Origin of the sequence: Chryseobacterium sp. KMC2, from assembly GCF_016756935.1 — a bacterium.
In the GTDB taxonomy this organism is placed as follows: Bacteria; Bacteroidota; Bacteroidia; order Flavobacteriales; family Weeksellaceae; genus Chryseobacterium; species Chryseobacterium rhizosphaerae.
In genome coordinates, this window is the sequence record NZ_JAESIT010000001.1 from 299,174 (window position 1) to 322,439 (window position 23,266).

19 protein-coding genes are annotated in these 23,266 nt (G+C 36.7%); 4 read left to right on the forward strand and 15 right to left on the reverse strand.

Going from position 1 to position 23,266, the window contains the following annotated elements:
• Positions 1-106 precede the first annotated feature (106 nt).
• Both JML65_RS01340 and JML65_RS01345 read left to right on the forward strand, forming a co-directional pair.
• Positions 107-745 carry a hypothetical protein gene (locus JML65_RS01340; RefSeq protein WP_047485561.1) on the forward strand — a complete coding sequence of 213 codons (639 nt, stop codon included), beginning with the start codon at positions 107-109 and terminating at the stop codon, positions 743-745.
• Between the two features lie 286 nt (positions 746-1,031).
• The gene (locus JML65_RS01345) at positions 1,032-1,790 is read left to right on the forward strand and encodes a T9SS type A sorting domain-containing protein (RefSeq protein WP_202269675.1); all 759 of its coding nucleotides are present in this window, start codon (positions 1,032-1,034) and stop codon (positions 1,788-1,790) included.
• Positions 1,791-1,835: 45 nt separating this feature from the next.
• Here JML65_RS01345 and gldG read toward each other — a convergent pair whose 3' ends face one another.
• The 4 genes from gldG to kbl form a co-directional block, all read right to left on the reverse strand.
• A complete protein-coding gene (gldG, locus tag JML65_RS01350; protein ID WP_202269676.1) occupies positions 1,836-3,506 on the reverse strand; it encodes a gliding motility-associated ABC transporter substrate-binding protein GldG in 1,671 nt (556 codons plus the stop codon).
• Positions 3,507-3,510: 4 nt separating this feature from the next.
• Positions 3,511-4,239: an ABC transporter permease gene (locus JML65_RS01355; protein WP_047485567.1), complete on the reverse strand. Its 729-nt coding sequence runs from the start codon at positions 4,237-4,239 to the stop codon at positions 3,511-3,513.
• 59 nt (positions 4,240-4,298) lie between these two features.
• Positions 4,299-4,850: a CopD family protein gene (locus JML65_RS01360; protein WP_084086064.1), complete on the reverse strand. Its 552-nt coding sequence runs from the start codon at positions 4,848-4,850 to the stop codon at positions 4,299-4,301.
• A 172-nt stretch (positions 4,851-5,022) separates the two neighbouring features.
• Positions 5,023-6,219, reverse strand: a complete 1,197-nt coding sequence (gene kbl / locus JML65_RS01365) for a glycine C-acetyltransferase (protein ID WP_115917246.1) — start codon at positions 6,217-6,219, stop codon at positions 5,023-5,025.
• Between the two features lie 159 nt (positions 6,220-6,378).
• On the opposite strand from kbl, the gene JML65_RS01370 reads away from it, so the two are divergent.
• Positions 6,379-7,257 carry a cupin-like domain-containing protein gene (locus JML65_RS01370; protein ID WP_202269677.1) on the forward strand — a complete coding sequence of 293 codons (879 nt, stop codon included), beginning with the start codon at positions 6,379-6,381 and terminating at the stop codon, positions 7,255-7,257.
• Positions 7,258-7,318: 61 nt separating this feature from the next.
• Here JML65_RS01370 and JML65_RS01375 read toward each other — a convergent pair whose 3' ends face one another.
• From JML65_RS01375 to priA, 3 genes are all read right to left on the reverse strand, one after another.
• Positions 7,319-9,253, reverse strand: a complete 1,935-nt coding sequence (locus JML65_RS01375; protein WP_202269678.1) for a M1 family aminopeptidase — start codon at positions 9,251-9,253, stop codon at positions 7,319-7,321.
• Positions 9,254-9,336: 83 nt separating this feature from the next.
• A complete protein-coding gene (gene dacB / locus JML65_RS01380) occupies positions 9,337-10,806 on the reverse strand; it encodes a D-alanyl-D-alanine carboxypeptidase/D-alanyl-D-alanine-endopeptidase (protein WP_084086068.1) in 1,470 nt (489 codons plus the stop codon).
• Between the two features lie 161 nt (positions 10,807-10,967).
• Positions 10,968-13,415, reverse strand: a complete 2,448-nt coding sequence (priA, locus tag JML65_RS01385) for a primosomal protein N' (protein WP_202269679.1) — start codon at positions 13,413-13,415, stop codon at positions 10,968-10,970.
• Positions 13,416-13,518: 103 nt separating this feature from the next.
• Between priA and JML65_RS01390 the strand changes: the two genes are divergently transcribed.
• The gene (locus JML65_RS01390; protein WP_202269680.1) at positions 13,519-14,283 is read left to right on the forward strand and encodes a sulfite exporter TauE/SafE family protein; all 765 of its coding nucleotides are present in this window, start codon (positions 13,519-13,521) and stop codon (positions 14,281-14,283) included.
• Here JML65_RS01390 and JML65_RS01395 read toward each other — a convergent pair.
• The 8 genes from JML65_RS01395 to JML65_RS01430 all read right to left on the reverse strand — a co-directional run bounded on the left by JML65_RS01395 (position 14,280) and on the right by JML65_RS01430 (position 23,102).
• Positions 14,280-15,188, reverse strand: a complete 909-nt coding sequence (locus JML65_RS01395) for an AEC family transporter (protein WP_047485579.1) — start codon at positions 15,186-15,188, stop codon at positions 14,280-14,282. The genes JML65_RS01390 and JML65_RS01395 overlap by 4 nt on opposite strands.
• 143 nt (positions 15,189-15,331) lie before the next feature.
• A complete protein-coding gene (locus JML65_RS01400) occupies positions 15,332-15,679 on the reverse strand; it encodes a hypothetical protein (protein WP_202269681.1) in 348 nt (115 codons plus the stop codon).
• Positions 15,680-15,683: 4 nt separating this feature from the next.
• Complete coding sequence (locus JML65_RS01405) at positions 15,684-16,964, reverse strand: SPFH domain-containing protein (protein ID WP_202269682.1); 1,281 nt, start codon at positions 16,962-16,964, stop codon at positions 15,684-15,686.
• 16 nt (positions 16,965-16,980) lie between these two features.
• Entirely contained in the window at positions 16,981-18,222 is a 1,242-nt protein-coding gene (locus tag JML65_RS01410; RefSeq protein WP_202269683.1) for a hypothetical protein, read from the reverse strand.
• Positions 18,223-18,376: 154 nt separating this feature from the next.
• Complete coding sequence (locus tag JML65_RS01415; RefSeq protein ID WP_202269684.1) at positions 18,377-20,848, reverse strand: beta-mannosidase; 2,472 nt, start codon at positions 20,846-20,848, stop codon at positions 18,377-18,379.
• Entirely contained in the window at positions 20,841-21,227 is a 387-nt protein-coding gene (locus tag JML65_RS01420) for a GxxExxY protein (RefSeq protein ID WP_202269685.1), read from the reverse strand. The genes JML65_RS01415 and JML65_RS01420 overlap by 8 nt, the downstream gene beginning before the upstream one ends.
• 632 nt (positions 21,228-21,859) lie before the next feature.
• On the reverse strand, positions 21,860-22,522 hold the full coding sequence (locus JML65_RS01425) for a copper homeostasis protein CutC (RefSeq protein WP_202269686.1): 663 nt from the start codon (positions 22,520-22,522) through the stop codon (positions 21,860-21,862).
• A gap of 16 nt (positions 22,523-22,538) precedes the next feature.
• Positions 22,539-23,102 (reverse strand): hypothetical protein, encoded by a 564-nt coding sequence (locus JML65_RS01430; RefSeq protein WP_202269687.1) that lies wholly within the window; start codon positions 23,100-23,102, stop codon positions 22,539-22,541.
• Positions 23,103-23,266 lie beyond the last annotated feature (164 nt).

Genomic DNA, 23,266 nt, shown 5'->3' on the forward strand with positions numbered 1-23,266 from the left:
TACGAAATAAATACTATTTTAAGCTTACCATTAAAATAAAAAAAGAAACTTATCTTTGCTTCACACCCGCTTAAACTAATAATGAAACTAATTAACGTGCTAAAAAATGAGAAAAGTGTACAAAAACATTTTTGGAGAAGTTATTTCCAAAAATAATGCTGTGAAGCAAGATGAATATCATCTCTATTATTACGAGAAGGATTCAGACGTCTTGAAAGAAATTGAGTTTATTAGTGAAGACAGTATCTATAACATCAATTATTTCATAAGTGAAGACGAGAATGAAAACCAGGTATTAAACTACCTGAAGGAAAAGTCCGATTTTTTTGATGTTGAAAAAAAGGACACTGTGGATGGTTTCATTATTTCTACCAACAAACTTTATTCATTATCTGTAGATGATCAGCCTTTAATTTCAAGAACTGTTTTCAATAATGATGATCCTGAAAATTTTATTTGTTCTCAGGTCATCAATAACGAAACCCAGAAACCGGAACTTGAAAAAACTGTAAAATGCTGGTATACTACTGATGAAAACGGGGAAAAGTATGCAGCTATTGAATGCAGCTATCAGGAAGACGGAAAACTGGAGCTTGCAGTAGATAAAACTTCTGACCCTGAAAATGAGCAGAACTGGGAACATTTTGATTATGACACTTTCCAGGATCTGCAGGCAAAATTTGATATGGATATCAGCTATTACAAAACGGCTGAGTTACTTCCTCAGGAAGCATTTCAAAAATAGTAGTATATTTCTAAATTATTATTGAAAATAACTACTCAACTATTTTTTGACTGAACGGAAACAGTCAAAATAAAAAAATGATTAATCGTAAAAAAACAAAAGAAGCTTTAGGGCTTCTTTTTTTATGGTACTGCTCTGGAACCAATCTGGAAAATTCACTATATGTACCCGTTATTTTATTACTTTTGCACAAACTAACCCATGAAAACACTTACCTCAAGTATTTTACCTTGCTGTAAAATTTTGAGAAAAAATAATTTCAATACATAATTTCAAATTTCTAAACATGAGAAAACTTCTATTTTCTATCGCCATGCTTGCGACAGGATTTGCTTTTGGGCAAATAAACTTAGTACATACATTTCCGGCTTCCGAGGATGCAGCCATGTACATCAATGACAATCAGCTGTTATATTGTACTCAAATAGTAGATACCCCTGTCATTAAAATTTACGGTCAAAATTTTAATTATATCAAAACCCTTAATATCACAATGCCTGCAGGGTATGACTGGATGACATTTGACACAGATTTAGACCATCAGGTTTCCAAAAATATATTCAACAGCAATGATAAACTGGAATTTATCGTTTATTTCAAAGCTAATGGAACTCCGGATTCCAAGGTGAAAATTATTGATGAAGACGGTGCTATTATTAAAGATTTCCCAGGCACTTACAGAATTGAATACACTAAAATCTATCATGATCCTGTAGACAACACCAATAAGATAAAATTATTTAACGAAACGACTCAACAAACAGAAATTTATTCACTACCCACCTCCACTCTTGGCAATAAAGAGATTTTAACTGTAAAGAGTAAATTGGTTGCCTTTCCTATCCCTGCAAAAACAGTATTGAAAATCAACAATCCTCAGAACAATGCTCATAAAGTTGAAGTTTTTGATACCACAGGAAAACTGGTTATTACGCAATCTTTCTCTTCCCACGACGATTCTATTAGTCTGAATGTACAAAACCTGACCAATGGGCTTTACATTTATAAAATTGGAGATCTGAGTGCTAAATTTATTAAAGAATAAAAACAAATAAAAAAGAGAAGCTGATGAGCTTCTCTTTTTTATTTGTTATCCGAATTTCTTCTTCCTCAGCCAGAAGAATAATCCTCCGATAAGGCCGATGATAATCAGTGGAAGCAATAAATTCAGCCACTGCCAATTGGTTTTTTCATCAGTAATTCTCTGTCTGTCCAGCAGTCTTTCTTCAATATTTCTGTTTCTCAGTTCCATCAGGTTGCTGTCATCTAACAGATAATCTAAAGCATTTCTCAGGAACTGCTCGTTTCCGAACTGTTCATTGGTCAATAGATCTACGCCTAACGGAAGCGGTTTTCCTTTGATCACTTTATTTCTTCCAACGTCTCCGTCAGCAATAACGATCATTTTATTTTCAGGACTGCCTGCTTTGAAGCCAGGATAGCCTTTTCTTTCAATTCTTGAAGCATAAGCAGAGTTAAACTTCCCTTCCAGTGCTACCGCAAAAATCTTTGGTGTGCTTGGCTTTTCCATTTGACCAAGACTGTCTACACTGGCAATCTCCTTCAGATCCACATAATTCGGAACCTGCTTCAGCAATGTTCTTTCACTGGATTCAAAAAGAACCTTTGTCTTGATATTCTTTCTGCCTCCCAACGTATCTATGGAAGTAGGGAATTCAAATTTTACAGGATTGATATTTTTAGTGATTGGATTGTTGTTCTCAGCAATTCCCAACGGATAATATGGCCACGGTAAGCTTGTATACTGAGGATTTCCACTCACCTCTCCTGTGACTAATCTTAATAGTGCAAACTTCTTCACATCTTTTACCAGGGCTGGATTAATTCTTAATCCATAGTTGAAAAAGAAATCTGTCATATTGATATCAACCGGGAAAGGCATTACCTTTTTAGATCTTGTCAAAGTATCCATTTCAGCATTTACCGCATCGATCATCCAAAGTGTTTTCCCACCATTCATGATGTATTGATCAAGGATTACCTTTTCATTATCTGTAAAAGCTTTACGCGGTTTTGCAATCACCAGGGCACTCATCTGCTTCAGCAAAGGAACATCTTCCAATGTAAGCTCTGTCTGATTTTTAGGAATAATAGGTCCTGCATCATAGTTTTCCATCGCCAACTGAACAAATCCCTGAAATTCATCAGGATTCAGCTCGTCATGGTTGACCAGAATACCTACTTTCTTTCTCTTCGCAGCGGCAATATTTTTAATATTGGAAACAAGACTGTATTCCAACCCTTCAATCGATCTTGTAAGCTGTTGATCTGCATCAATACCTGCCTGCTGCACGACCAAAGGAATAGACACCCCATTTTTGTCATATTTTATCACCGCATATGGGAAAAGCGTGATCTGTGAAATTTTTCCGTCTTTAACATCGGGAAGAATGGAAGGCTGCATTCCCATTGCCATCAGGGTATCCTGAGACATTTTTGTTTTGATGGGATCTATAAACTTAAAGTCAATCTTTGGATTGATCTTTCTGAATTCTTCCAGCATAAATTTCGTTTCTCCCTGAAGCTGTTTAAAGCTTGCCGGAAAATCACCTTCCAGATACACCTCAACCGTTAAAGGTTTCTTCACAGATTCCAGTACTTTAATGGTATTATCGGAAAGGGTATATCTTTTTTCTTTTGTTAAGTCTAATCTGATTCCTGAATACGCCAGGATTACAACCAAAGGAACAATAATGATCAGGAAAATTCCCAGTGGAGATTTAGCATTGAACTTCTTCATAATTTTACTTCTTCTTGTTAATAAAATGATTGGACAATACTAAGGAAGCACCAATAACCAGTACAAAATAGGCAATATCTTTACCGTCAATAAGACCTCTGGTAAAACCTAAGAAATGCTGGTAAAAGCCTATATTCTGAAGGATAAAATCTGCTCCACCCAATAATTTATAACTCGCCAGCTGCTCGATTCCAAAATACATAATAAAGCACATAAATACCCCTAACAGGTAGGCCATAATCTGGTTCTGTGATAGCGAAGAAGCTAAAATACCAACTCCTGAAAATGCGGCAATCAGAATAATCAATCCGATATAACTTCCGAAAGTCATTCCAAGGTCAATATTTCCTTCCGGAACTCCTAAGACATAGACCGTATAAAGGTAGATCAGTGATGGGATAAGACATAAAATCCCAACAATCCATACAGAAAGGAATTTCCCGGCTACCAGGTCGGAAACTTTTAAAGGTTGCGAAAAAAGCCAGTTCAGTGTTCCTGTTTGCTGCTCTTCTGCAAAAGTCCTCATAGAAAGTGCCGGAATAATAAACATCAGCAGCCATGGGACTAAAACAAAATAGCTTTGTAAGGATGCCATCCCGATCTCAAAAATATTAGAATCGTTGTCGAAAAAGAACAGAAAAAGAGTGGCTATCAGACTGAATGCAGCAATAATAACCCATGCGCTCCAGTTTCCAAAGTAACTCCAAAGTTCTTTCTTTAAAATTGCAATCATAGTTTTTTTGTAAAATGTAAAAAGTAGTAATGGATTAACGCATACATCCTACTCCACAATTATTTGTTTTTTTTATTTTTATTAACGAGTTTAACGGTCATCATGATCAGAAATACAAGAACGAAAAATCCTGTAATTAATTGCCACCAATAGTCAATTACCATAGATTTTAAAATAACGGTAAATACAACCAGAAACAGAATAAATGTAGCAATCTCATTGGCCTGTCTCAGTTTAATATTCGGGATTTCTAAGGTATTTCCACTCAGCGTCTTCAGCTGAAGCACTTTCTTCCAGCACCAGAAATGATAAGCCGCAAGACCGATAAGGAAAGTCAGTTTTAAATGAAACCACGGCATTTTCATAAGCCCGGGATTCAAAAAGATCATTACCAGTCCGCATACTGCCATAATAATACCGGCAGGAACGGTAATGATATTCCACAGCCTTCTGGCCATGAAGGTATACTGCTCTCTGAGAATTTTCTTTTTTTCTTCCGGAAATTCATCAGTATCTTTATAGTAAACAAAAATTCTCACGAGATAAAAAATTCCCGCAAAATAGCTTACCATAAAAATAATATGCAGCGCTTTGATTATTGTATAAAGCATTCAGAAAAAATTAAAAGCAAAGATAAGCTTATTATATAATTGGTAAAAATAATTTTCTTTTGATCAGGAAAATATAACCAAAAATGGATTTATATAAAAAATAGTTCGGCTCGGGGCAGCAAAGCTGCCCGAGCCGAACATTATATTTTCTGTACTCTGATCAAATTCAGTATTAAGAGATCACTCCCAGCTCTTTTCCTACTTTTTCAAAAGCAACAATTGCTTTATCAAGGTGCTCTCTTGTATGTGCTGCAGATAGCTGAACTCTTATTCTTGCTTTTCCTTTCGGCACTACCGGATAGAAGAACCCAATAACATAAATTCCCTCATCCATTAGTTTTTCCGCCATTTTTTGAGCAAGCGGAGCGTCATAAAGCATTACCGGAACAATAGCAGCATCCCCATCAGGAATATCAAAACCTTTGGCTTTCATTTCCGTTCTGAAATAGTCTGCATTCTCCATTACTTTATCACGAAGTGAAGTATCATCAGAAATCATATCCAATACTTTCAAAGCTGCTCCCACAATTCCTGGTGCTAATGAGTTCGAGAATAAATAGGGACGTGAACGCTGTCTCAGCATATCAATGATTTCTTTTTTACCGGAAGTAAATCCTCCCAAAGCACCTCCCAGGGCTTTTCCTAATGTAGAGGTAATGATATCTACTCTACCCATTACTTCATTAGCTTCATGAGTTCCACGGCCTGTTTTTCCGATAAATCCTGTAGCGTGAGAATCATCAACCATTACCAAAGCATTATACTTATCAGCAAGGTCACAAACTCCTTTTAAGTCTGCTACAATACCGTCCATTGAGAAAACTCCGTCTGTTACGATAATTTTGAAACGGTGATTTTTCTCAGAAGCAGCAATCAGCTGAGCTTCAAGATCCGCCATATCGTTATTTTTGTAACGGTATCTCGCTGCTTTACAAAGACGAACTCCATCGATAATAGAAGCATGGTTCAGTTCGTCAGAAATAATAGCATCCTCATCGGTAAACAAGGGTTCAAAAACACCTCCATTAGCATCAAAAGCGGCAGCATAAAGGATAGTATCTTCAAGACCTAAGAAATCTGCAATTTTTTTCTCCAATTCTTTGTGAATATCCTGAGTTCCACAGATAAAACGTACAGATGACATTCCATAGCCATGAGATTCAATCATATCCTGTGAAGCTTTCATCACTTGTGGATCATTGGACAATCCCAAATAATTATTCGCACAGAAGTTTAAAAGCTTTTTCCCATTAGCTTCTATTTCCGCACTCTGCTGAGAAGTGATAATTCTTTCTCTTTTGTAAAGTCCGTCATTTTCAATATTCTGAAGCTCATTCTGTAAATGTTGAAGGTATTTTTCAGAGATCATTTTTAGTAATTTTTTAGATGTGCTAATTTACTAAAAAGGCCGTAAAATAAAACCTTTTATAAATTTTATTCTAAAAATATAAGGTAAAAAACAGTTTTAACAGCATTAGTCTACTAATTTACTAGGATAATATTTATATTTGTTTAAAATTTAGAGAATATGAGATTGATCCCGGTAGAAAAAACAAAGAAAATAAGTTCAAGAATCTTTATCAACAAGCATATGAAACCGCGGATTCCCATTATTCTTGAAGATTTCGCAGATCCCGATAGCCCGGCTTTTAAAAAATGGAACTATGATTATTTTAAGGAAATAGCAGGCAGCAATAAAGTTAACATCTATGGAAGTGAGTTTGATTCTATGGACAGAGTGGCGAGCAGCCCTATTGCACAGACTACCTTTTCAGACTACCTGAATCTTATAAAATCCCAGCCAACGGAACACCGTCTTTTTCTATTTAATTTACTGACCGTTAAACCTGAGCTTAAAGAAGACATTATTTACAATGATGTCACCGGAGGTAAGATATTAAAATGGCTACCTTTTATGTTTTTTGGAGGCGAAGGCTCTGTGACCAGAAATCATATTGATATAGATATGTCTCACGTTTTCATCACCCAATTCCAGGGTATCAAGAGAATTTGGCTTTTCCCCTGGGAGCAGTCGGACTTTATGTATAAACTGCCTTATAATTTTCACAGCCTGGCCAACATTAAAGAACCGGATTACAGAAAATACCCTGCACTCCTCTACTTAAATGGTTATGAAGCTGTGTTACATCCGGGAGAGACATTGTATATTCCCTCCGGATGGTGGCACTATATACAATATGATACCGAAGGCTATTCCGTTTCAATAAGGGCACTACCTTCCAGTCTTCTTGAAAAATGGCGAGGCTTTAAGAACCTAGTTGTGACAAGGAATTTTGATAATATCATGCGTACTCTCTTCAAAGAAAAATGGTTTACCTACAAAGTAAAAGTTGCTAAGGCAAGAGGAGCAAAGGCTGCCAGAAAACAAAGAAGCTTTCAAATATGAAAGCTTCTTTGTTTTTAGTATCCATAAAGTTATTCGATAGGATAACCTGTTCTGTATCTTTTTAATGTTTGATAAATTTAATATTTTTCTCCTGAACAGTAAAGATATAGGCTCCCGGAACCAATTCTGAAATCCCTATTGCTTTACCAGGCTGATAAGTTCCTTTTCTTAGTAATTTCCCATCTATTGCATGAATAGAGAAATCTGTTGTTTTTGTGATCCCTTTCAGATAAAGTTCATTTTTTGCAGGATTAGGATACAAGCCAAAGTTTTCTTTGTCTACAGAAGAAACACTCAGGGTATTATCCTGGGTAACAGTAGAGTTTCTTTCCAGGATCTGGTATTCATAATTAAACTTCACACTTGCTACCGGAAAGGTTACGGCTTCAGATAGGTATTGATTATTAGTAGTATTGTTCAGGACAAGATAAGCGATCTGCCCTCCCGTTCCTGTTACTTTTATAGGTAAAGGCATCTCAAAAAAGCTTACCGAAGAATGGCTTTGCGTCTGGCCAATATTAAACACAAGCTCATTTCCCAGCTGTCTCCATTTAATGGCATAAGTAGGATATCCTTCCCCATAGATCCAATCGTTAAAAAATTCAGTAAAATCTTTTCCCGTAGACTGAAGCAGTGAGGCATTAAAATCTGATGTTCTTACATAATTATAAGCTAAATTGGGTCTGGAATGATAGTCTTTAATTGCTTGATAAAAATTGGCATCACCCAAAATCCATTTCAACATTCTCAATACATAGCCTCCTTTTGCGTAGCTAAGTCTTCCGTCAAATATTCTTCCTACACTGGAAAGGCTCGCATCAGGAACATTGACGCTTCCCCCGGTATTACCTGTTATAAAATTAACCTGGCCGGATAAATAATTAAGGAATTCAGGATTCGACATCAACAGTTTTTCGTATGCTACATGTTCTCCAAAAGTAGCAAACCCTTCATTCAGCCAGATATCATTCCATGCACCGCAAGTTACTTTATCACCAAACCACTGATGGGCAAGCTCGTGAGCAATCAGTGTTTTGCTCCATCCACTCATGGATGACATCGTCTGATGTTCCATTCCTCCTCCATTGAGATATTCCATATGTCCATATTTCTCATTACGGAAAGGATAGGCACCAAAATACGTTTCAAAGGTATTCATAATCTGTTTGGTCCATTCAATACCGGACATACTGTTAGGATCTGCATTGGTAGAAGGATATATATAATTTACAAAAGGGAATGGCGGGTTTCCAATAGTATCATTCAGTTTCACATAATTGGTAATCCCCAATGCTATCAGATAGGCAGGTGTAGGGTACATGGTTCGCCAAAATGTAAGTTTTCTTCCGTTTAAAATAGGAGTTTCAGACATTAGCTTCCCATTGGCAGCTACACTATATTGTAAGGGTGTATTGATCTTAAAGTCAAAACGTTCAATCTTATCATTCAGACTCTGCTTTGTAGGAAACCAATCCTGGGCACCATAAGGCTCATTAAGTGTAGACATAGCGGGTGTATTCGCTCCCCCCTGGGTTCCAAACATAACAGTACTGTACACAGGATCCGGAGCTCCGGAATAATGAATGGTAAGGGAATCAAGGGTATTAGCCGGCAGAGCGGAAGGAAAATTTATCTTTATTTCCTTTGTGGGAAGTTGCTGGAAGCTAAGGTTTGTTCCGTGATATTGTACCTGAGAAACTGTCAAAACATTTGATAGATCAAAATAAATGCTTCCCATACTCTGATTAGGTTTAAAATGAGAAGTCACCGAACCTGCAATACTGTTAATACCGGGATCTAAAACAACATCCATTCTTTGATACTGGAGGTCATAGTTCAAGGTATTAGGATTGACATTTCCTGCAGCCATCTTATTGGTATAGGATTTCATTTCCTTTTCAATAAGCCCTTTCATCTCAATGCTTTGATGATGCTTTTGTCCATAAGACGGTTGAGATACTAAGAATCCCAACATCAGGAGGTAAAATTTTCTCATAGGTACAAATATTGTAAGATTCAAATATAAAAAAAACCTTTTAATCATTGATTAAAAGGCTTTTATAATATTCAAATATTTTTCTAAAGATCCAGAGCAGGTTCCAGAATTTTTTCCATTCTTTTCTTCACCATATCTACAGATCCTGCATAATTGTTTACCATTAAAGAAAAAACTAAAGTCTTTCCTGAATTTGTCTTCAAATAACCGGCTAACGTTTTCACCTTATTTAAAGTTCCTGTTTTTGCAAATACCTGTCCGTTTCCTCCCCCGATAAACATTCTTTTTAATGTTCCGGATTGTCCGCCTACCGGCAGTGAAGTAAGGTAAGACTTATAGTATTTCTCGTCCATTAAAGAAGTTAAAAATTTCACCTGAGAAATAGGAGTTACATTATTACTTCTTGAAAGTCCGCTACCATCCATATAGTTCAGACCATTCATATCAAAACCGGCATCTCTTAAATGACCTGTTACGACAATTCTTCCTGAATCTGAAGTCTGATCCCCCATTTTCTGAAATCCTACGGTTCTCAGCAGGGCTTCAGCTAATGAATTATCACTATGTTGGTTGGTATAATAAATGATATCCCCTAAAGTTGGAGATTTATACGCTGAAATCATCTTTCTGCTTTCCGGAGCTGCATCCGTCATTTTAGGAGTCACTTTTCCGGTAACGGGAATTCCGCTTTTCGTTAAAGTTGTTCTGAAAGAATTGGCCAAATACGCCGGTGCATCAGGAAGTTTGGTTGTCAAAACCCCTTCTCCATCATATTTTTCGGCATAAACCATCTGGTTGGCGTAAGGCGAAACGTAGAAAAACTTCTTCTCCGGAGAGAAATTAGCTTTTTTGACGATCAGCTTTTCGTTAGCAGGATTTATTCCACGGGTTGTTCCTACAGGCAAATAATAATTATTGTTCTCTAGCCATACAACATTTTCCGGAAGCATTGAAATATTGCCTTTGAAAAGCGCTGTCTGAATAATAATATCACCATTTACCTTTCTAATCCCTTCTCGTGAAAGACCGCCAATGAAATCTGAAATAATATCCCTGTAAGACCAGGCTCCTGCTTTATTGGTTCCTAAAGAAGGGTCACCACTTCCTACGATATAAAGATTACCATTCAACACTCCATTTTCATCTACAGCTCCTGAATACTCAAGCTGGGTCATCCAGCGATAGTTTTCTCCAAGTAAGCTTAAAGCTGTTTCAGTAGTCAGCAGCTTCGTGGTAGAAGCCGGAACTAACGGAGTATTCTCGTTGTACGAAGAGATTACTTTCTTCGTTTTCGGATCATACACTACGAATCCCCAGGTTGCATTTTTCAGCACAGGATCCGCCATCATTGTGTTTACATTAATATCTACTAATTCTTTAGCCGACAAAACAGTCTTCTCCACCACCGAGCTAACGGGTGAGGGTAGATTTAAGCTGTTTTTCTGATTGTCATAGGCTTGTGAGTAAAGAACAGTAGAAACGGTAGATTGAGCTAGGAAAAAACCAGAAGCCAATACCGCTGCGCTTGAAATATATTTTCTGAAATTTACCATCTATCTTCTTTTTGTTCTATAGTTTCGACGCTATAAAAAATGATAAGTTATATCATTCAATAAAACGGCCAAACACTTAATCAACGTCCAAAAGTAGAAATTATTGTCAGAAAACAGGTCATCACCCCGTTATAAAAGAGGCTAAAGTTTGTTAAAAATTGTTAAAAATCAACAAAAACACCTTTTTTAATACTTTGATATGCAGTGATTTCATCAAATTCCTTCAAACTTATCAAAACCATACTCTTGAACTTTTCATAGTTTTTCCCACGGGGAAGTTTCAGTAAAATCTGGAATTGATATAAATTATTCAACCTTGCAATTTGTGCTCTTTCCGGTCCTAAAACACAATCTTCAGGGAGGTATTTTCTTAAGATAGATCCCAGAAACTGTGAAGCACGGTCCACTTTATCATCTCTTCGGTGTTTCAGCTCTATCATAATCAGCTTGGTAAAAGGCGGATAATGGAATTTCTGACGTTCTGTGAGGATGTATTTATAGATCTTGGCAGGGTTGTTCATCTTGATCAGCTGAAATACAGAATGCTCCGGATTGTAAGTCTGGATCAATATCTTTCCTTTTCCGGAAACCCTTCCTGCTCTTCCGGAAACCTGAGTGATCAGTTGGTAAGCTCTTTCTTCGGCTCTGAAATCCTGAACATATAATAAGGAGTCAGCTTTTGGAATCGCTACCAATTCTATATGATCAAAATCAAGACCTTTGGAAATCATCTGCGTTCCCACCACAATATCAGTTTCACCTTCTTCAATTTTTTCATAGAGCTTTTCATAGGCAAACTTCTTACGCATGGAATCTACATCCATCCTGTCCACTTCATTCTCCGGGAATAATTTGGAAACCTCTTCATGAATCTGCTCTACCCCTACTCCTCTTTCATTCATATTTTCAGAATTACATTTCGGACAGGTTTTAGGTTTTGAAGCTCTTTGCCCACAATAATGGCATTTCATTTCATTGGCTGCTTTATGATAAGTCATTACCACATCACAGTTGGAGCAATAGTTCACATAACCACAGCTTTCACATTCCACAACATTAGCATAACCACGGCGGTTGTGAAGAACAATAGCCTGTTTGTTTTCATCCACAGTCTTTTTGATCTCGTCAATAAGCCTTGTAGAAAAATTTCCGGAAACTTTTTTTGAATCCTGGGCTTCTTTAAAATTGATCAGTTCATATTCAGGAAGGTCTACATTTCCAAACCTTTCAGTCAGGAAAATGTATTTCATTTTATCTTTTCGGGCGCGGTAATAGCTTTCCACAGAAGGAGTAGCAGAGCCTAATATCACCCCTGCTTCATAGAAACCACCAAGCACCAGCGCTGCATCTTTAGCATTGAAATAAGGCGTAACTTCTCTGGGTCTGTACGCAGAATCATGCTCTTCATCTACCACAATTAAGCCTAAATTCTGGTAGGGTAAAAACAAAGCGTTCCGGGTACCAATAAGAATCCGGATATCATTTTGCCTGATTCGTCTCCAAACCTCTACTCTTTCAAAATCAGTCAGTTTTTGATGGTAGAACCCAAGTTGTCTACCGTATTTTTTTTCTAATCTTTGAGTGATCTGTTTAGTCAGAGAAATTTCAGGAAGCAGAAATAATACATTCCGTCCCTCTTTGATACATTCCTCTATTTTCTCTAAATAAATATGGGTCTTTCCGGATGAAGTAACCCCATGCAGTAAAACATTTTTCCCTTCTTCAAAAGCTTCATCTATCTCAGATTTTGCCAGTTTCTGTTGTTCGGAAAGTTCTTCCAGCTCTTCTATTTCTCCTTCATAGCTTTCAATCCTGTCTTTCTGCATATAATATTCCTCTACAAGACCCTTATCTGCCAGGGCTTTGAAATGAGAACTTCCAAAATAGCCGTCTTCAAACAGCTCAGCCTTCTTAACAGGAAGGTCGGGGTGCTCAGTCTGTTTCTCCAGAATAAGAAGGAACAGATCTTTCTGTTTAGGAGCTTTATTGAGCTTTAAAAGGATTTCTGTAAGATTTTGGTTGCCTAAAACATCATGATTGATTCTTACATAAGCCACTTCCTTAGCTTTATATTTTTCAGCAATTTTCTCATCAATCTCAATATACTGCAGATCAATCAGCGAATTGATGGTTTTAATAATATCCTTTTTAGGGATAAATGCTTCAATATCTGTTAAATTAATAAGCTGGCGTACTTCCAATGCCTGGATAAGATACATCTCATTAACATCGAGATTCTCAAAATTTACTGTAGCCCCAGGTTTCAATTTTAAATACGTTTCGCTTTCCAGCTTTAAAGAAGAAGGAAATGCTAACCTGTAGATTTCTCCCAAACTGCATAAATAATAGCCTGAGAGCCAATTCCAGAACCTGATCTGTTCTTCAGGAAGTATTGGTTTATCATCCAGAAGGCTGATCACTTCTTTTGCTACGAAGTTTTCCGGTGCATGATCATGAAGTTCAAAAACAATTCCCGTATAAATTTTCTTACCTCCAAAAGGAACCAAAACACGCATCCCTATTTGGATTTCCGGCATCAGGTCTTCCGGAACTTTGTATGTGAAAGATCCTTTTAAATTCAGGGGTAAAACAATTTGGACGTATTGCAAGGGAAATATTTAAAGTGTAAAATTAAATTTTTCTTCAGAGAACTGCAATCTTTTATTGATGATTCCCTTTTTTTTGTCCTACCTTTATTTACTATTCTTTTTCATGGAAAACTATATTTTATTATTTTTAATCGGACTTATAGCTGGAGCCCTTAATGCAGCGGCAGGTGGTGGGTCATTCATTACTTTTCCAGCTTTTATTTATGCGGGAGTTCCTCCCATTCAAGCCAATGCTTCAAGCACAGTAGCGTTGTTTCCTGGCAGTCTGGCCAGTGCATGGAAATTCAGAGAATACATTCAACCTTTTCCTAATATCTCAATAAAGGCAATGCTTATCCTTACTTTATTAGGTGGGTGTGCAGGTGGGTTACTGCTTTTATATACTCCATCAGCAGGTTTTAACTTAATTGTTCCATGGCTTCTTTTATTGGGTTCCCTTGCTTTTGCTTTTGGAAAACAAATGGGGTATTGGCTTAGAAAAAAAATACATATTGGCTCTGGGCTGGTATTAGGAGCTCAATTTATTTTAGGAATATACGGTGGTTATTTTGGAGGAGCTGTAGGAATTATGATGATGGCAGTATGGTCATTATTTGGATTATCAGATATTAAAGTGATTAATGCTAATAAAACTCTTTTTACAGGAATAGCGAATGCTGCAGCTGTTATTTTATTTATTTCGGCCGGAAAAGTATATTGGCCGGAAACCTGTACCATGATGGCCGCAACTATTTTAGGAGGCTATTTTGGGGCACATTTCACTAAAAAAATTGATCCGGTGAAGTTAAGAAGCGGAATTGTAATTTTCAATTTTGTCATTACTACTGTTTTCTTTATCAAAACCTATATTTTGACACCTTCTATCTAAAAAAACAATTCGGTCATCTCATACCAAAAGGCAGAAGTAAAAAAGCCTACAATAATACTGACTCCGATAATCAGATTGGTTAACTTCGTATTCAGTCTGAACTGTTCTGCAATAATGCTTGAAGTAACCAATGTAGGCATGGCAGCTTCAAATATGGTTATTTTGGCAATGTCTCCTTTTATTCCCAACAGTAAAGCCAGTCCTAAGACCATTGCCGGTGCCAAAATAAGTTTATAAAGCATGGACATGGACATCTGAGGAATCAATTTTTTCCATCCGTTAAACTTTAACTGTAATCCCACTGAAAACAAAGCTAAAGGACTTACTGTAGCAGCCAGTTTATCAAAGAAGGGTTCTGCTGCTGTAAAATCTATAAACTGAGACAATACCAAAGCCGAAATACAGCCTATTAATGGTGGAAATGTCACCAAACGTTTTAAAATAAACTGAGCACTCACCTTTCCTGATCTACTGCCTCCTTTCACGGCTGCAATAATTCCCAGTGTTGAAAGGGCAAAAAACATGGTCTGATCACAGATAATAGCAATACTAAGCAGCCCTTCTCCATAAAAGGCACTAATCAAAGGGAAACCGATAAATGAAGTATTGCTGTATCCGCTTGCCAGTTCTAAAGTACTTCTCGATCGCCTAGAATATCCTCTGCTCTTACTGTAGAACATCATAAAGAAAAAACAGAAAACAGAGATTAAAAAGGTCGCAACAATCGGGAACAGCATTTCTGTCGTCCACTTTACTTTTGGAAGATATTTAAATGAAACTGCCGGCAGAGCAAGATAAAGAATCCAGGTATTGATACCTTTATGGGCATCAGGGTGGATAGATTTTGTTGCTTTGAATACCATTCCTGCAATAATGCACACTGCAATCAGAACAAAATTTACCATAACTATAGTGAAATATGATACAAATTTACGGTTGATTTTTGAGTTGGAAGGGTAAAATTTATATTTTTTCGAGTATTATTTCTCATTTTTTCACAACCTTACAGGCTTAGAAAACCTATAAGGTTGATTGTTAAAAAAGAATTCTATTGTTGCGCCTTACTCACAGAATAAGTGATCAGGGAATAGAATAAAAATAAAACTCCACATACAATAATATATAGTGCAGGTTCCTTGAAACCTATTAGTGAGAAGGCAAGATTGCTTATGATCGCCAATCCAAAAAACAGCGCTGAAACTGTTTTTATCAGTGAAGTTGTGCGGGGTAGATGGAATGTAACACCAACCGTTAAAGCTAAGGTTGGTATCAGGAAAATCAGGCTTCCGACAGTCAGTAATTCTTTATAGTCTCCGGTGTTCAAAGTATAGAATCCATAAGCGATCAGGCAGCTTACAGCAACGGCAATTATGGTTTTAATAAAATCTAATTTCATGGTCTTAAATGGTTGGTGGTGGCGGCGGTGGTGGTGTTACACTAAATAGTCTGGCAGTTTCAGGGGTATTCCCTGCTAGTTCCCAGTTTTGCATTCCTTCTTTCCAGACATGATGATTCATGGAAAACTGCCCGGATTGTGCAAGCTGTCGAAGGGTTTCAAGATTGTAAGGGCCGGATTGCTGACCGTTCACTGCAATATGAAACATTGGATCAGAAGCAATATTGGGCGGTGGCGTATGGGTCATAGTATCCATCATACCTCCAAGCTGATTTCTCATTGAAGCCCCTACTCCCATTCCTACCATAAGTCCGGCAGCATTTAAACCATCTCCACCACCCAGATCTACATGGCTCATTCCTCCCAGGCTGGCGGCAGCTGTCTTCAGGACATCCGCATGCTGATTCAACTGATGAACGGCAAAGTGCTTCCCTTCTACTCCCAACTCCAGGTCTTTCCGCTGAATTCTGGTCATTTCGGAAAGGTTTTCAATTTCAATAGTTGTTTTCGCTTCAGTAAATTTCGTCTGCTGATCTGCAGTTGCCCTTTTAAGCTGTATGTAATGAGGATGTTGCTTGTCTAGCTCAATGCTTCCGATATCCAGACGTTTTAAATTGACCCCGAAACAGTCTTCCAATTCTCCTTTTAATCTGCTTTGTATGATATCACTTACCTCATCTATTTTTCTTTCAATCTGCATCACAGGAATAGTATAGTCCTGGGGCGCGCTGATAAGGACAGATTTGATTTTCCTTTGAAAAAAATCTTTGATCTGCGCCTTAAAATCATCAAGGTTAAAATTGATTAACCGGTTTAGTTTAATGAAATTTTTATAATCGGTAAGGTTAAAAGTGAGTGTTCCACGAACGGCACAGGGTACCCCAAGATCCATAAACCTCGGATCATACATATCAAAATAAGGGATTCCAAATCTGATCTGTATATTTCCGGAAAGGTTAATAAAGTAGATCTCTGCCTGAAACGGAGAACCGCCTCCGAATGCCGCACCCACCATATTGGTGAGAACCGGGAAGTTTGCCGAATGAATGGTCTGATCGTGAGGTCCCTGGATAAAATCCTGCATGCTTCCGTCATTTTGTTTGTAAAAAAACACGGCAAGCTCTCCCTCCTTCACGCGTAAACTGCTTCCATAGCGGATACTGTTTTCTTTATTTGTAGAATTGGCAGAACCGGAGGGTCTCCATTTCCAGACCAGATATTCCTGTTCGTCACAACGGATCACATCCATTAGCCCGCCTTCTCTTTTATTTCCAAATAGTTTCATCGCTTTTCTTTAAAATTTATAAGTACATGCTTTCAATTACGGCTCTTTTTCTTTCCGGTAACTGATTGTTAATCGCTTCTTTCTTTTCTACAAAAATTTTGTAGGAAACACTCTCGATATCCTTTGTTTTATAATCTGATTTATTACTGACTCTGGCCCATCTCAATTTTTCCAATGCCAGACGAATCTTGGAATATTCTTTATTTTGGATTAATGGTTCTAAAGTATCCAGCTGTTCTGTAAGCTTTGCCAGCTGTATCTTACTCCTGATTTCAATGCTATGGTCATTATCGATATCGGCAGCAAGCGCTTCAGCTTCATCATATTTTTTACTTTCTATAAGTTTCTCAGCTGATTTAACTTTTGAAGCATAATTACTATTTCTGTTTTCATTCAATTTATTTGAAATACCAATGCAGATACCAACGGCAATCAGCAGGATAACCATTCCTCCTAATACTTTAAAAACCTTCCTGTTATTTTCTTTGGTAATACTTCTGGAACTTTCTACAATGGTAAGTACTTCGCTGTAAGTTTCAGTGTCACTTTTCATGGAAATGGAGGCTTTGGAATTAATCTGTTCTATTTTCTTAAGCCATATCTTATTCCATGTATTTTTATACTTGGTTTGTTCTGAAAACAGAGAGAAATAAGATGCCGTATTGATTTTACTTGCTGATAAGGTTAAAAATTCAAGTATTCCTTCTTTGGAAACAGGAACAGGATAGTTCAATACCAGCTCTTCTTTTCGTGCATCGGTGGTAGACCATTTAGCAGGTTTGGATTTATTGATGATAAACTGTAATCCTTTGAAAAATATAAGAAAAGGCCAGAAAAACAGCCAAAGTGCAATAGTAACAAGATTAATATTACTACTGGTATTCTGAGTGTAGAAGCTACTATCTCTGGTTGCTTCTATTTCATCCAATTTTTCAAAAAATCTGATGACACTGCTTGAGACTTCTATATTCCTGAATTCTGTTCCGCAATCTGAGCATTTAGTCGCAAAACTTTCTGCAATCGCTCCACAGGCTGGGCATTTTCTTACATCTCCCAATTTGTCAGAGTGAGGGGCTGCTGATTGTGAATTTTTATCATTTGTTTTTTCAAAAAGCCTGGCTTCCAGCACAATTTCAAATTCATCCAGATCGATTCCTTCAGCTTCTGCATTTTTAAAAAGCACCTGTTTTTCTTTCTCTGTTAATTCTCCATCAGCCAATGCCAATTCAATGAGTCTCTCCAATTTTTCGTTATACATACTATAGGTATTAGTAATTTTTTACAATGTTATAAAAAAGCCTCAGGGAATTTTTACGGGTTTCCGTAACCACTCATCACCGGATAGGAGGCAACAAAAAAAGGACTGGCCATTTGCCAATCCTTTTTACTTACCTTTCACGTCCTTATATCTTTCAATTTTTCATCGTCTCCCAAAGGCTCAATACTTCAATGTTATCCAAAGGTTTTGAAAGGATAATTCTCTTTGAGGTTTTAGGTAACAGATCAAAAAAGTTATCGCTAAAATGAGCATCTCCAATTAAATAAACATCTTTTGCCAAAACATCGGTAGACAATTCAATTTCTGTCGGTGAAATTTTCTTAATACTAATAGTGGGTTTCAGAAGCTTTAGGTCTTTAGGTTTATTAAAAAAGAACAGCCTCTCCTGTTGTACTGAACCGTTTGCAACATACACTCTTAATACAGATTTTGACAAATCGAATTTTGAGAAGTTATCTTTTTTTACTTCCATATGCTTTGCACTTGAATTGGCCAGTAGCTTATCCTTAGCTTCCATTGACCAAAGAACCTTACCTTCAAAATCAATCAGTTCAGCTCCTGAACTGATTTCTAAATCATTAAGCAGATCATTAACAAAATACATATCAAATGCTTCCTTTGTTTCAGAAGCAGATATTAATATAGGTTCAAAACTTCTTTTTGCCTGATAATGAAATGCTTTCCAGTTCCCAAGATAATCAATGGAAGACCATGAAACTACCGGCCAACAGTCGTTAAGTTGCCAGTATAAAGTTCCCATATTATAAGGTCTGGCCCGGCGATGGGCTTCAATAGCAATCTGCATTCCTCTGGCCTGCAGCAATTGAGAAACATAATTATACTGTACAAAATCAGTCGGAATTTTATAATCGCGTTGCATATATGCATTGATAATCTCCCAACCCCGGCCATGTTTTTCGTGAGCTTTAATTGCTGGGTTCTGCAGATTCAATTCCGGAGTTCCACTAAATATAGATTTTGTAGTTTCTAAAGTAGGCATTCCCTGAAATCCATATTCAGACATAAAACGTCCTACTTTTTCATTATAAATTTCAAAAGGCTGTTCGCCCCACCAAACGCCCCAATAATGGGAATCTCCTTCTGTAAGGCTTTCCTTATGCCCCCATCCGATTGACGGAGAACTTGGCCAATAGATATTCTTATCTGCTGTAAGGTTTTCTTTTAATGTATTCGGAATAAGGTCATGGAAAAGTTTTTTATAGTCTTTCCAAACCTGTACGGAATCGTTTTTGGAATATTTAAACTGCTTCTGATATCCCCAGTTGACAATCGCTTCATCAATTTCATTATTTCCACACCATAAAGCTATAGACGGATGGTTCTGAAGCCTGTTGACCTGATCTTTTACTTCTTCTTTTACATTATTTAAAAATGCGGCATCTGCCGGATAAAAACTTCCCGCAAACATAAAGTCCTGCCACACTAAAATTCCGTTCTCATCACAAGCTTTGTAAAATTCATCATCCTCATAAATTCCACCTCCCCAGATACGGATCATATTCATATGAGCTTCTTTGGAATCTCTGATGAGTTTTTGATATTTTTCTTTGGTAATCCTTGGAGAGAAACTGTCCGCAGGAATCCAGTTTGTCCCTTTGATATAGAGTGGATTTCCATTAACTTTAAAATAGAAAGACTTCCCTTTTCCATCCTTTTCCTGTACCAGTTCTACTGTTTTCAGACCAATCTTCAGTGTTTCATCAGACAAGAGTTTTGAGTCTTTCTGCAACACAATCTTTATGTTGTATAAGTAAGGTTCTCCCCATCCATTAGGCTGCCAAAGTCTGGGATTTTGAATATGGTAAGGAATACTGATCTTATTCTGTCCTTTTTTTAAATGTACACTGTTAGTTTCCTGGTTAATGTTTACCGTATATTGTCCCTCTTTATCAGCAAATACTAAAGTATGAATACTGAGATCTGCATTTTTATCTGATATATTTTTCTGCTCAACCTTTACATTTTCCAATCTGGCTGTATTCCAGAATCTAAGCTTTACATCTTTCCAAATTCCTGCCGTGACAAGCCTTGGTCCCCAATCCCATCCAAACTGATACTGTGCTTTTCTCACAAAACTTCTTGGTGATTCCGGCATTGTAAAAGGAACTTTTTGAGCCAAAACTTTTCCTGTTGCAACTGCTGATTTAAATTTGACCTGCAATATATTCTCACCACTTTTCAAATCCTGTTTCACCGGAATTTCCCATTTCCTGAACATATTATCTGTTTTTTTCAACAGTTTCCCATTAAGATAAATTTCAGAAAACGTATCCAGCCCATTAAAAACCAAGTCGATATTATGATAGTCCAGCTCTTTCGAGGAAACTGTAAAAGTGGTTTGATAATCCCAATCTTCGTTCTCAATCCACTGTGCTTTTTTTTCATTCTCATCTTTGAAAGGATCCTGAATGATTTTGTTGCTCATTAAATCCAGATGAACCGTTCCCGGTATCTTGGCAGGAAGCCAGTTTTTATCTTTTGAGTTTTTAAATTGCCAGCTTTCAGAGGACAAATCTCTTGCTGAAGATTGTGCAAAAAGAATATTCTGAATGAAAAAGAGAGCAAAAAAGATCGTTTTATTCATTAATAAGTTTATTTACAATTCTATGGATTCCGTATTTAATAAGTTCATTATTAAAATTAATAAGTAATCCTAATTTAATATTTGCCTGCTTCAGATAAGTCAGTACTTGTGAATGAAAAATAGGATGTAGTTCCAACACAGATTTTACTTCTATAATAACTTTATCATCAACTATTAAGTCGATTTTATAGGCATTTTCTATTGTTATTTCTTTATAGGTTAATGGTAAAGATATCTGTTGCTTTACATTTAGTCCTAATGTTTTTAATTCATAAACTAAAGCTGCTTCATATGCGCTTTCCAATAGTCCAACTCCTAGGGTTTTATGTACTTCTATAGCAGCGCCTATTATTTTGTAGGATAGTTCGTTTTCTGTCATTCATTTGTGTGTTTTTAATTTAATCATTTCATCTTTATAGCTTATTTTAAACGCAAAGTTTTATTCTTCCTATGCCAAAATTTTAAGTAAGCTAAGAATGAATCGATTTTCAATTGATTGGATGAAGCAAACCGTTAACCTTTAGCTTCATCAGTGGCTTCGCCGCTCCTCTTTGCTTTTCTTCAAATAATAAAATCCCCATATAAACTTTGCGTTTAAAACAATTTTCACTTAATATCTAAACGCAAAGCTTATTCTTCACTATGCTAAACTTTAAGTAAGCTAAGTGTGAATCAATTTTCAATTGATTGGATGAAGCAAACCGTTAACCTTTAGCTTCATCAGCGGCTTCGCCGCTTCTCTTTGCTTTTCTTAAAATAATAGAATCCCTATATAAAACTTTGCGTTTAAAACAATTTTCACTTAATATCTAAATGCAAAGCTTATTCTTCACTATGCTAAACTTTAAGTAAGCTAAGTGTGAATCAATTTTCGATTGATTGGATGAAGCGAACCGTTAACCTTTAGCTTCATCAGCGGCTTCGCCGCTCCTCTTTGCTTTTCTTAAAATAATAGAATCCCTATATAAAACTTTGCGTTTAAAATAACTCTTTCAAAATACTTGAGTAATTTTACTTAGTCTTCAAGGCAACAACCTCACCGGCATTAGCAAAAGCGCCGCCATCTGTAATTGCAGAAGAGTGAAAATAACCGGCATGGGTCAGCGCACGTATTTCTTCAATATTTGTGGAACGAAGTCCACCACCTACAAGGATTTCTATTCTTCCATTGGAAAGTTCAACCAATTTTTTAAGGTTTTCTTTTCCTTCTGACACATTAGGTTTCTGACCTGACGTAAGAATGGTTGTAAATCCGCATTCTATTACTTTTTCCAAAGATTCTTCCAGGCCTTTCGCTCTATCAAAAGCGCGGTGAAAAGTACATGGAAGTGGTGTTGCCAATTTTACCAACGCTTTGTTCTGCTCAGTATTCACCTCATCATTTTCGTTCAGAATCCCAAAAACAAAACCGTCAACCTTTAAAGATTTCAGTTGAATCAAATCATTTTTCATTTGTTCAAATTCTGCTTCTGAATAGGTAAAATCACCTCCTCTTGGGCGGATCATCACAAAAATCGGAATGTTTATTTTTTCTCTGAGTTCCTGGGTTACTTTAACACCCGGTGTAGTCCCTCCTTCACTTAATCCGTCGCATAATTCTATTCTATCCGCTCCATTTTCAAAGGCAATTACTGCGGATTCCGGATTGAAACATGCTATTTCTATTTTTGACATTTTTACTTTTTATATACTAATTAAACTTTGGAATTTCCTGCAGTACATCTGCAATCAAAAAGGAAACATTCTCTTTACTCACTTTAACCTTAATTGGATATTCAGCCTTAGTTTCTTTATCTGAAAGGATCACGTCAAACATAAAACTATTTCCATTTTCAGAAATCAGCTGACATTTTGCTACTTTTATTCCAGTCCAGTCCTGCCCAGATATTAAGAATCCAACTCCAATTCCGGCCTGTTTTATATTAAACTTAGTTTTCCATTTATCTTCAAACTCATTTTCGGTAAGACTACCATCAACATCCATATCAACATTCATTGCATCTGTTTTATAGTCGAAATAGTCTTTGGTGGTTATTTTCTGCATCGCCTTTTCTTCATTCCCAATATCAGCTTTAAAATAATCTTCGATACTTTTTTCCAACCATTTTTGAGCTTCTCCGGATTCATTAACCTGAGGTTTTGCTTCCTGAGCTACCTCTTCTTTCACCTGAGGTCCGGTTTGTGCTGTGATCTCCTTCTTTTCGTCCTTACAGCCTATAATTAAAAATAAGGAAGCGATAATCGTTCTTTTCATATTTTGTTTGATCTATATTTTGTTTTGGCTAAAGCCAATATACCTATGACTTATTTGTTGGAATACAAAAAGACGCAAAAGCTTGTTCATTTGTATGTTTATAAGGCGCAAGGATTTTATCTCCGATAAAATTGATGAGTGTTTAGTAGAGAAAATATACTTCT

Coding starts and splice junctions, on each gene's coding strand:
- JML65_RS01340 (WP_047485561.1), top strand. CDS start 107: ATGAGAAAAGTGTACAAAAACATTTTTGGAGAAGTTATTTCCAAAAAT.
- JML65_RS01345 (WP_202269675.1), top strand. CDS start 1,032: ATGAGAAAACTTCTATTTTCTATCGCCATGCTTGCGACAGGATTTGCT.
- gldG (WP_202269676.1), bottom strand. CDS start 3,506: ATGAAGAAGTTCAATGCTAAATCTCCACTGGGAATTTTCCTGATCATT.
- JML65_RS01355 (WP_047485567.1), bottom strand. CDS start 4,239: ATGATTGCAATTTTAAAGAAAGAACTTTGGAGTTACTTTGGAAACTGG.
- JML65_RS01360 (WP_084086064.1), bottom strand. CDS start 4,850: ATGCTTTATACAATAATCAAAGCGCTGCATATTATTTTTATGGTAAGC.
- kbl (WP_115917246.1), bottom strand. CDS start 6,219: ATGATCTCTGAAAAATACCTTCAACATTTACAGAATGAGCTTCAGAAT.
- JML65_RS01370 (WP_202269677.1), top strand. CDS start 6,379: ATGAGATTGATCCCGGTAGAAAAAACAAAGAAAATAAGTTCAAGAATC.
- JML65_RS01375 (WP_202269678.1), bottom strand. CDS start 9,253: ATGAGAAAATTTTACCTCCTGATGTTGGGATTCTTAGTATCTCAACCG.
- dacB (WP_084086068.1), bottom strand. CDS start 10,806: ATGGTAAATTTCAGAAAATATATTTCAAGCGCAGCGGTATTGGCTTCT.
- JML65_RS01390 (WP_202269680.1), top strand. CDS start 13,519: ATGGAAAACTATATTTTATTATTTTTAATCGGACTTATAGCTGGAGCC.
- JML65_RS01395 (WP_047485579.1), bottom strand. CDS start 15,188: ATGGTAAATTTTGTTCTGATTGCAGTGTGCATTATTGCAGGAATGGTA.
- JML65_RS01400 (WP_202269681.1), bottom strand. CDS start 15,679: ATGAAATTAGATTTTATTAAAACCATAATTGCCGTTGCTGTAAGCTGC.
- JML65_RS01405 (WP_202269682.1), bottom strand. CDS start 16,964: ATGAAACTATTTGGAAATAAAAGAGAAGGCGGGCTAATGGATGTGATC.
- JML65_RS01410 (WP_202269683.1), bottom strand. CDS start 18,222: ATGTATAACGAAAAATTGGAGAGACTCATTGAATTGGCATTGGCTGAT.
- JML65_RS01415 (WP_202269684.1), bottom strand. CDS start 20,848: ATGAATAAAACGATCTTTTTTGCTCTCTTTTTCATTCAGAATATTCTT.
- JML65_RS01420 (WP_202269685.1), bottom strand. CDS start 21,227: ATGACAGAAAACGAACTATCCTACAAAATAATAGGCGCTGCTATAGAA.
- JML65_RS01425 (WP_202269686.1), bottom strand. CDS start 22,522: ATGTCAAAAATAGAAATAGCATGTTTCAATCCGGAATCCGCAGTAATT.
- JML65_RS01430 (WP_202269687.1), bottom strand. CDS start 23,102: ATGAAAAGAACGATTATCGCTTCCTTATTTTTAATTATAGGCTGTAAG.